Source organism: Treponema sp. R6D11 (genome assembly GCF_054786075.1).
Genome location: NZ_BDHD01000834.1, coordinates 1 through 488, shown reverse-complemented (window position 1 = coordinate 488; position 488 = coordinate 1). Strand labels below are relative to the sequence as shown.

Annotated in this window: 1 pseudogene; it reads left to right on the top strand. The window is 40.8% G+C overall.

What is annotated here, in order from left to right:
• Positions 1–46: 46 nt before the first annotated feature.
• Positions 47–488: pseudogene (locus tag ACYVTD_RS16385) on the top strand (methyl-accepting chemotaxis protein); the annotation flags it as partial.

Sequence of the window (488 nt, the reverse complement as noted above, 5' to 3'; positions counted from 1 at the left end):
GGATATCGCAATGTGCCAGCCCAGAATAGAACAGACCATCAAAGAGATGGAAGAAGTTACCAGCGCGGTAATTTATACCGACCAAGGGTCTATTCTGGCAAATTACCTGCCTGATTTTATAGGAAAGAAAATTGACGAGGAAACGCAATACGGCAAACAGTTAAGCGATGTCAAAGAGGCTATAAAGAACGCCAAAGAGTGGCAAGGCATAGAATATGACCCCGAACTGAAAACAAACATGGTAATGGCAATTGCCAATATTCCAATAGGCGTTTCTCCGACAACATGGTCGATGATGATCGGCTCAACTGAAGCTTACATTTTAAAAGATGTTAACTCCCTTATAAATTTCGTTGTTATTTTGGCGTCGATAGCCATTGTAATTGCAGTGATAATTATCTACGTCGTACTAAGTAGAACCACTGCCCCAATAGTAAAAGTATCCGAAACTCTCAAAGACATATCCGAAGGAGAAGGCGATTTAACAA